9 protein-coding genes are annotated in these 8,417 nt (G+C 59.9%); 3 read left to right on the plus strand and 6 right to left on the minus strand.

All coding sequences use genetic code 11. The features are described 5' to 3' along the window. The 6 genes from B7L72_RS18750 to csiR all read right to left on the minus strand — a co-directional run. On the minus strand, positions 1–180 hold a 180-nt coding region (locus B7L72_RS18750; RefSeq protein WP_217806086.1), incomplete at its 3' end, for a hypothetical protein. A 184-nt stretch (positions 181–364) separates the two neighbouring features. Beyond that, complete coding sequence (gabT, locus tag B7L72_RS15160; RefSeq protein WP_081195325.1) at positions 365–1,639, minus strand: 4-aminobutyrate--2-oxoglutarate transaminase; 1,275 nt, start codon at positions 1,637–1,639, stop codon at positions 365–367. Positions 1,640–1,723: 84 nt separating this feature from the next. After that, positions 1,724–1,858, minus strand: coding sequence for a diguanylate cyclase domain-containing protein (locus B7L72_RS15165; protein WP_232710856.1), 135 nt, complete (start codon positions 1,856–1,858; stop codon positions 1,724–1,726). A 348-nt stretch (positions 1,859–2,206) separates the two neighbouring features. Further along, positions 2,207–3,421 carry a CaiB/BaiF CoA transferase family protein gene (locus B7L72_RS15170; protein ID WP_081195327.1) on the minus strand — a complete coding sequence of 405 codons (1,215 nt, stop codon included), beginning with the start codon at positions 3,419–3,421 and terminating at the stop codon, positions 2,207–2,209. A gap of 27 nt (positions 3,422–3,448) precedes the next feature. After that, positions 3,449–4,627 carry an acyl-CoA dehydrogenase gene (locus tag B7L72_RS15175; protein ID WP_016914863.1) on the minus strand — a complete coding sequence of 393 codons (1,179 nt, stop codon included), beginning with the start codon at positions 4,625–4,627 and terminating at the stop codon, positions 3,449–3,451. Between the two features lie 100 nt (positions 4,628–4,727). Beyond that, positions 4,728–5,417: a DNA-binding transcriptional regulator CsiR gene (csiR, locus tag B7L72_RS15180; protein ID WP_016914862.1), complete on the minus strand. Its 690-nt coding sequence runs from the start codon at positions 5,415–5,417 to the stop codon at positions 4,728–4,730. A gap of 111 nt (positions 5,418–5,528) precedes the next feature. Between csiR and lhgO the strand changes: the two genes are divergently transcribed. The 3 genes from lhgO to B7L72_RS15195 all read left to right on the plus strand — a co-directional run bounded on the left by lhgO (position 5,529) and on the right by B7L72_RS15195 (position 8,348). Beyond that, on the plus strand, positions 5,529–6,722 hold the full coding sequence (gene lhgO, locus B7L72_RS15185; protein WP_081195329.1) for an L-2-hydroxyglutarate oxidase: 1,194 nt from the start codon (positions 5,529–5,531) through the stop codon (positions 6,720–6,722). 131 nt (positions 6,723–6,853) lie between these two features. Next, the gene (locus tag B7L72_RS15190) at positions 6,854–7,813 is read left to right on the plus strand and encodes a TAXI family TRAP transporter solute-binding subunit (RefSeq protein WP_081195331.1); all 960 of its coding nucleotides are present in this window, start codon (positions 6,854–6,856) and stop codon (positions 7,811–7,813) included. A gap of 13 nt (positions 7,814–7,826) precedes the next feature. Next, positions 7,827–8,348: a DUF1850 domain-containing protein gene (locus tag B7L72_RS15195; RefSeq protein WP_081195333.1), complete on the plus strand. Its 522-nt coding sequence runs from the start codon at positions 7,827–7,829 to the stop codon at positions 8,346–8,348. Positions 8,349–8,417: the final 69 nt, after the last annotated feature.

Here is an 8,417-nt window from a genome sequence, read left to right on the forward strand (position 1 = left end):
TAGGGTAGAGGGACTGTCAGTCGCCTTCTCAGTCGGAAAGCGAGCGATCAGCAATTTGTTTATCGTCGAAGTAGCCCGCAAAATATCGTGATCATGTTTGGCTATGGCGAACGACGCGCATGCCAGGACTGCAGAGCTCAGTGCCAGCGTGCTGGCTGTCTTGATGACGAGTACTGGCATGGCTAAATATTATTTGCTTTTTAATAAGGTGTCATATCATATTTTTAAGGGGCTGCAATGTAGCCGCGCCGATGATTGAGGCCTGTATCAGAAGAGGATGTCGAGCGGATGCAGTGACGAAACATGCCGCGTAAAAACGGCAGCGCCGCCCTGTGGGGCGGCGCTCTAGCGGGTGCGGGATGGCTTAGATCAGCGATTCCAGGCAGGACTCGATGATGTCTAGGCCTTCGTTCAGCACGTCGTCTTCGATGGTGACGGGCATCAGGAAGCGGATGGTGTTGCCGTACATGCCGCAGGAGAGCAGGATCAGACCCTCTTCACGGGCTTTTTTGCACAGCGCTGCTGCCAGCTCCGGGTCCGGGGTGCGGTCGGTCTTGTTGTTCACCAGTTCGAAGGCGGCCATGGCACCCATGTTACGCACGTGGTCGATGCAATCGAACTTGCCTTGCCACTCGTTGAAGCGCGCCGCCAGCTTCTCGCCCAGCGCCTGGCTCTTCTCGAGGATGTTCTCCTCTTCGAAGATTTCCATGACGGCCAGCGCTGCGGCACAGGCGGTGGGGCTGCCGGTGTAAGTGCCGCCCAGGGAGTTGGGGCCAGAGGCGTCCATCACCTTGTCGGTACCGACGATGGCCGAGATCGGCATGCCGTCGGCCATGCTCTTGGCCATGGTCATCATGTCTGGCTCAACGCCGCTGTGCTCGATGGCGAACATCTTGCCGGTGCGGCCAAAGCCTGACTGCACTTCGTCGATGATCATCAGCATGCCGTGTTCATCGCAAATCTCGCGAATCTTCTTCAGGAAGCTGGTCGGAGCGGGGTAGAAGCCGCCTTCACCCAGCACCGGCTCAAGAATGATCGCGGCAGTGTCTTTAGGGTTGGCGTCGGTTTTCAACGTCATCTTCAGGCCGCGAATTGCTTCGTCTTCGCTGACGCCGTGGTAGAGCACCGGGTAGGGCGCGCGGAATACGGTGCCGGGCATCGGGCCGAAATCGGTCTGGTAGGGCGCGACCTTGCCGTTCATGGCCATGGTGTAGAAGGTGCGGCCATGGTAGCCGCCATCGAAGCAGATCACGTTGGAGCGGCCAGTGGCGGCGCGAGCGATCTTCACCGCGTTTTCCAGCGCTTCGGCACCGGAGTTGGCCAGCATCACCTTGGCGTGGCCGCGCACGGGCACGAGATGGCTGAGCTTTTCGGCGACCTTGACGTAGCCTTCATAGGGCATGACCGTTTGGCAAGTGTGCATGACCTTGTCGAGCTGGGCTTTTACCGCAGCCACTACCTTCGGGTGGCGATGCCCCACGTTCAAGACACCGATACCGCCCGCGAAGTCGATGAAGCGGTTGCCGTCGGCGTCCCAGATCTCAGCGTTTTCGGCGCGGTCCGCAAAGGCGGTGGCAGGGCTGGCTGCACCTGCCGCGACGTATTTCTGCTTTAGTTCGTTTAGCTCGGCATTGCTCATGGCTCAACTCCTTTGGGTTGGGGTGTGCTTGTCAGCATCTTGTAAGCATAGTGCGCATCTCAACATCGTGTGCATTAGCGTGTATCACATAGATGACGGTGCGATGACGACGCGATTGCGTCCAGCCTGCTTGGCCTGATACATGGCCTTGTCTGCCTGATCCAGCATCCGAGTGCTGGAGCCTTTACTGTAACATGCGATGCCCGCCGACAGCGTCACGGTGAGCTGGTGCTGGGTATAGGTGTTTGTGCCACCTCACAGCGCTTACACACTCCGTTCACTCGCGCACAGTTGGCCATGCCGTTACCCCATGTCGTCTTTCATTCGGCCAACGGGTCATGTCGCCTGGATTGGAAATCGTCGCAAAGCACGTGCTCGGGTTGGCCACGAGCTGCCAAGAGATAAGCTTAGTCTAGCGATAACGACACTGTCTGTATAGGTTTTGTATAGAGTTGTGATGGCAGGCAAAAAAACGCCCGGCTGGGCGTTTCAAGGGGTACTACATCGACATGGGTTCATGGTTAAAGTGGGTAATAGTTGAAGTGGGTCATATTCGCAAGAGAGCAATTAGATGATGCCTGCCGCGCGAAGCGCCGCGCGCTGCTCATCACTAATACCGATGGCATCCAGCACGCTATCGGTGTGCTCGCCCAGGGTCGGGGGGGCGCTCTGGGCACTCAGTGACTGCCCGTTGATACGAATCGGGTTGGCGACGAGATTGACCTCGCCTGCCAGTGCATGGGGCAGCGTCTGCTTGAGCCCGCGTGCCTTGACATGAGGATCGTCAAACACGCGATCCAGGGTATTGATAGGCCCGCAGGGCACACCGACCGCTTCGCAGGCTGCCAGCCAGGTGTCGGTAGGCTGTGCTGCCAGGGCGAGCGCCAGGGTCGGCACCAGCGCTTCGCGATGCTGTACACGACTGCCGTTGGTGGCAAAGCGTCCGTCCTGTGCCAGCTGCGGCTGGTCGATGACCTGGCAGAAGCGCTTGAACTGTTCGTCGTTGCCGACGGCCACGATCATGTGACCATCGGCGGTAGCAAACGCCTGATAGGGCACGATGTTCGGGTGCGCATTGCCCAGCCGCTGGGGTACCTGGCCGGAGGTCAGGTAATTGAGTGCCTGGTTGGCCAGCACACCTACCTGTACGTCCATGAGCGCCAGGTCGATATGGCAGCCTTCGCCACTGTCGCGGCGCTGGTATAGCGCTGCCAGCACCGCATTGGCGGCATACAGGCCCGTGAAAATATCGGTAATGGCGACCCCCACCTTGACTGGGCCACCACCAGGTTCACCGTCGGGTTGGCCGGTCAGGCTCATGAGGCCGCCCATGGCCTGAATCATGAAGTCGTAGCCCGCCCGGTGGGCGTAGGGGCTCTGCTGGCCAAAGCCGGTAATGGAGCAGTAGACCAGGCCAGGGTTGAGTGCCTTCAGGCTCGCGTAGTCCAGGCCGTACTTTTTCAGCCCGCCGACCTTGAAGTTTTCCAGCACCACGTCCGATTGGGCCGCCAACTGCTTGATCAGTGCCTGGCCTTCGGGCTTGGCCATATCGACCGTCACCGAGCGTTTGCCGCGATTGGCGCACAGGTAGTAGGCCGACTCGTTGCTGCCGGAGAGCCAGGGTGGCCCCCAGTGGCGCGTGTCATCGCCGCTTTGGGGGCGCTCTACCTTGATCACCTCGGCACCCATGTCGGCCAGCATCTGCCCGCACCAGGGGCCTGCCAGCACCCGAGAGATATCGAGTACCTTGATGCCTGCCAGGGGCTTTGCGACTGTGCTCATGGGGTGCCTCGCTGAGTGATGACGACGTTAAAAGAACGACTGAATGCCGGTTTGTGCGCGGCCCAGAATCAGGGCGTGCACATCGTGGGTACCTTCATAGGTATTCACGGACTCCAGGTTCACCATGTGGCGGATCACGCCGTACTCGTCGGAGACGCCATTGCCACCGTGCATGTCGCGGGCCACCCGGGCGATGTCCAGCGCTTTGCCACAGTTGTTGCGTTTGATTAGCGAGATCATTTCCGGCGCCCAGTTGCCGCTGTCCATCAGGCGGCCCACCTGCAGGGCGGCTTGCAGGCCCAGCGTGATTTCGGTCTGCATGTCGGCCAGCTTCTTCTGGATCAGCTGGTTGGCGGCCAGCGGGCGGCCAAACTGCTTGCGGTCCAGGGTGTACTGACGGGCAGCGTGCCAGCAGAACTCAGCGGTGCCCATCACGCCCCAGGCGATGCCGTAGCGTGCCTTGTTCAAACAGCCGAAAGGACCTTTCAGACCGCTAACGTTGGGCAGCAGGTTCTCTTCAGGCACGAAGGCGTTGTCGAGGACGATTTCGCCGGTGATCGATGCACGCAGAGAGACCTTGCCTTCGATTTTCGGGGTGGAGAAGCCTTCGGTGCCACGCTCGACGATGAAGCCTTTGATCTGGTTATCGTGGGCAGCGGACTTGGCCCAGACCACCGCGATATCGGCAATCGGGCTGTTGGTGATCCACATTTTCGCGCCGGTCAGGCGGTAGCCACCATCGACTTTTTCCGCACGGGTGATCATGGAGCCCGGGTCGGAGCCATGGTCGGGTTCGGTCAGGCCGAAGCAGCCCACCATCTCGCCACTGGCCAGCTTGGGCAGGTATTTGTGTTTCTGCTCTTCGGAGCCATACGCTTCGATGGGGTACATCACCAGCGATGACTGCACGCTCATGGCCGAGCGGTAGCCGGAATCGACACGCTCCACTTCACGGGCGATAAGGCCATAAGCCACGTGGTTGACGCCCGCGCCGCCGTATTCCGGGGAAACCGTGGCGCCCAACAGGCCCAGCTCGCCCATCTCGGACATGATGTCACGATCGAAACGCTCTTCGCGGAAAGCGCTCAGCACACGTGGCTGCAGGTTTTCCTGGCAGTAGTCGTGGGCGGCGTCACGAATCTGGCGCTCTTCATCGGTGAGCTGGTGTTCGAGAAGCAGCGGGTCGTCCCAGTTGAAGCGTGTCATGGCGTTGAACTCCGAAAGATGATCTTGTTGAGCTCAATGTATCGCCGTTATTTAAAAATATCTACATTTTTTTAAAACGCAGAATTTAATCGCCCGGCATTCAATCGATGCCGCGGGCTTGCAGTACCCGTGTGATGATAGGCACCGGGGTCATCAGGTGGTCGCGCATCAGATCGGCCGCCTGCTCGGTGTTGCGGGCGAGAATGACGTCGACCAGCGCCGCGTGCTCCTGGCGCTTGATGTCCAGCGCCTGGGGCGACATGACGGTCTCTTGCAGCCACAGGTGGCGATAGCGCTCTACCTGATCGAACAGGGTGTTGCGCATCTGCAGCAGGTGGGGGGAGTTGCAGCCGCTGGCAATGGCGGTATGGAACGCCTTGTGGCGTAAATCCCAGCCGTCCAGCAGTTCGTCGGGGGAGCTGACGTCGGTGACTTTGGCCAGGCGGTGTGCCGTGGCCAGCACGTTGGCTTCCCAGTCGTCGTCGCCACGTTCGATGGCGAGGCGCAAAATCAGCCCTTCCAACTGAGCGCGAGCGTCGTAGATATCGTTCAGTTCGGCCAGCGACATGGCCGCCACCCGGTAGCCCCGTTGGCTGATGGCCACGACCAGTCGGTCGGCGACCAACTGTGACAGCGCTTCACGCAGGGGGCCGGTGCTCACGCCGTAATACTCTTTCAAACGGCTCATCAAGAGCTTCTCTTCGGGGGCATAGCGGCCACGAATGATGTCCTGCTTGAGCGCGTGGTAAGCGCTAATTGCCAGGTTCTGGCGCGGTGCATCGTGCTCCATGGGGACTCCTTGGATCAGTGTGGCTTAGACCAATGTAGGGGCATGGCGGTCAACGTAGAATAACGGCTATTATCAATAAATTTTGAAAATTTGGCACAGGTAACGACATTCATGTGGGATTTCATCATTGTCGGCGGCGGCATACTGGGTTTTTCCACCGCCATGCAGCTGCAACAGACCTACCCGGACAAACGCTTGCTGGTGTTGGAAAAGGAAGCAGGCCCCGCTCAGCATCAAACCGGCCATAACAGCGGCGTGATTCATGCCGGGGTGTATTACACGCCGGGAAGCCTGAAAGCGAAGTTTTGCCTGGAGGGGAACCGTGCGACCCGCGAGTTCTGTGACCAGCATGGCGTGGGTTACGACATCTGCGGCAAGCTGCTGGTGGCCACCAACCCGCTGGAAAAGCAGCGTATGGAAGCGCTCTGGGAGCGCACGGCGGCCAACGGTCTGGAGCGGGAGTGGCTGGAGGCTGCGGCGCTCAAGGAGCGAGAGCCCAACATTACCGGTGTGGCGGGCATTTTCGTGCCTTCCAGCGGCATCGTGAACTATGCCGAAGTCACCCAGGCGATGGCCACCGAGTTCACCCGGCTGGGCGGCGAGATTCGCTTCGAGCACTGCGTGACGGGCCTTGACGAGCGGGCCGATGAGGTCGTGGTGACCACCGAGCATGAGACCTTCACCAGCCGCTACCTGGTCTCCTGCTCGGGGTTGATGGCCGACAGGGTGATCCGCATGCTGGGCAAGGACCCCGGCTTCACGATTTGCCCCTTCCGTGGCGAATACTACCTGCTTCCCGAGCGCCACAACCGCATCGTCAACCACCTGATCTACCCGATTCCCGACCCTGCCATGCCTTTTTTGGGTGTTCACCTGACCCGCATGATCGATGGGACGGTCACCGTTGGGCCCAATGCGGTGCTGGCGCTCAAGCGCGAAGGGTATCGCAAGCAGGACATGTCGCTACGCGATATGGGGCAGATGTTCAGCCACCCAGGCATCCTGAAAGTGCTGGGCAAGCATCTCAAGCCTGGGCTGGTGGAGATGAAAAACTCGCTCTACAAGCGCGGCTATCTGGAGCTGGTACGCAAGTACTGCCCGAGCCTGACCCAGGAGGATTTGACCCCTTACCCGGCGGGCGTACGCGCTCAGGCGGTCTCCAACGATGGTCGGCTGGTGGATGACTTCCTGTTCGTGAATACTCCGCGCACGGTCAACGTGGGCAATGCGCCATCGCCTGCGGCGACCTCGGCGCTACCCATTGGTGCGCATATCGTGGAGCAGGTGAAAACGTTGTTGGATTAGTATCTAACGCAACTGCCGTGCTAACGTTTAAATACCGTTCTCGGCGCCGCTGACGGCGGCGAGAAACTGGCTCCTTACCTCCTTTACGTCAACCATAATCAATAAGTCCGAGCAGGACGGAGGCAATTCCAATGAAAAAACTAAAATATGCCGTTGCAGCGACCATGATGGCGGCTGCTCTGCCCGCCAGCGCTCAGCAGCTCTCCATCGCGACCGGCGGTACCGGCGGCGTTTACTACCCGATCGGTGGTGGCTTTGCCGAAATGATCAACAACCATATCGATGGTGCTCAGGCGACCGCCGAAGTGACCGGCGCTTCCGTCGAGAACATGGGGCTGATCATGCGCGGTGATGCCGATCTGGCCTTGGTGCTGGCCGATACCGCTTATCAGGCCTATACCGGTACGGGTGATTTTGAAGGTCGTCAGATCGAGAATACCCGCGCACTGGCCTCGGTCTACCCGAACGCGGTGCAGCTCGTGACGCTGGCCGAGTCGGACATTCACAGCATTGCGGATCTGGCTGGCAAACGCGTTTCCGTGGGTGCGCCAGGTAGCGGCACCGAGCTGAACGCGCGTGCTCTGCTGGAAGCCAACGGCGTCAGCTACAGCGACTTCACTCCCCAGCGGCTGAACTTCAACGAAACCGCCGATGCCATCCGTGATGGCGATATCGACGCCGGTTTCTGGAGCGTTGGTCCGCCCACCAGCTCGATTCTCAACCTTGCTGCCACGCGCGACATCCGCCTGATCGGCCTGTCCGATGAAGAGATTGCCAACGCCCAGGAAGTGGAAGCGGTGTTTGCGCCTTATGAACTGGCCGCAGGCATGTACGACGGCATGGACGAAGCGGTCCAGACCATTGGTATTCCCAACGTGCTGGTCGTCAATGCCGATATGGACGAAGAGCTGGCCTACCAACTGACCCACCTGCTGTTCGAAAACATCGATGAGCTGATCGCCGTTCACCCGGCAGCCAACGACACTACCGTCGAGTTCACCATGGGCTCTACGCCAGTGCCGCTGCATCCGGGTGCTATCCGCTACTTCGAAGAAGCCGGTGCGGATATTCCTGACAACCTGCGCCCGTAATCGCGGAGCCGCTATGCGGTGGTGTTTTCCACTGGTGGCGCTTTTCTCGATGAGCGGCATGTGCGCCGAAGCGGGGGCTGCCCCTGCTTCGGCGTCGCAGCGTCTGGTCGTCACGACGGAAGAGCATCAGGCGCTGCTGAATGTCGCGGCACCCAGCGGTAGCCGCTGGTGCATCCAGTGGCAGCACTCGGTGAAGCATTTCAGGGTCCTGGACTGCTACCGCAATGCGGCAGGAACGCTGCAGCTGGAGCGTAGCCATCAGCCGGATTTTGCCGCTGGGCTCGGGCATGTCCTTGGACGTGGCGAGCAAGTGTCGGATGGGGAGGGTGGCTACTGGATCAATGAGATTAACGAATCGGTGCCCAATAACCGCTACGCGCTACGGGTGGGGGCTCTCGCGGTAAACCATCAGGTGGTCTGGCCCGATGGTGAGCATGCCGTGTGCAGCTTGAGCGAGCGGGTGGCCGGGCAGCGTGTCACGATTCAACTGATGGAGGCTCGCGACGTTTTGCCCCATGACGATATCTGTCAATGACAGCCTGATGCCAAGCACATCACATAAAGCCGGGTGTACCACGCCTGGCGCTATTACATAACGTATAAG

The organism is Halomonas sp. BC1 (genome assembly GCF_002078135.1).
Classification (GTDB): domain Bacteria; phylum Pseudomonadota; class Gammaproteobacteria; order Pseudomonadales; family Halomonadaceae; genus Vreelandella; species Vreelandella stevensii.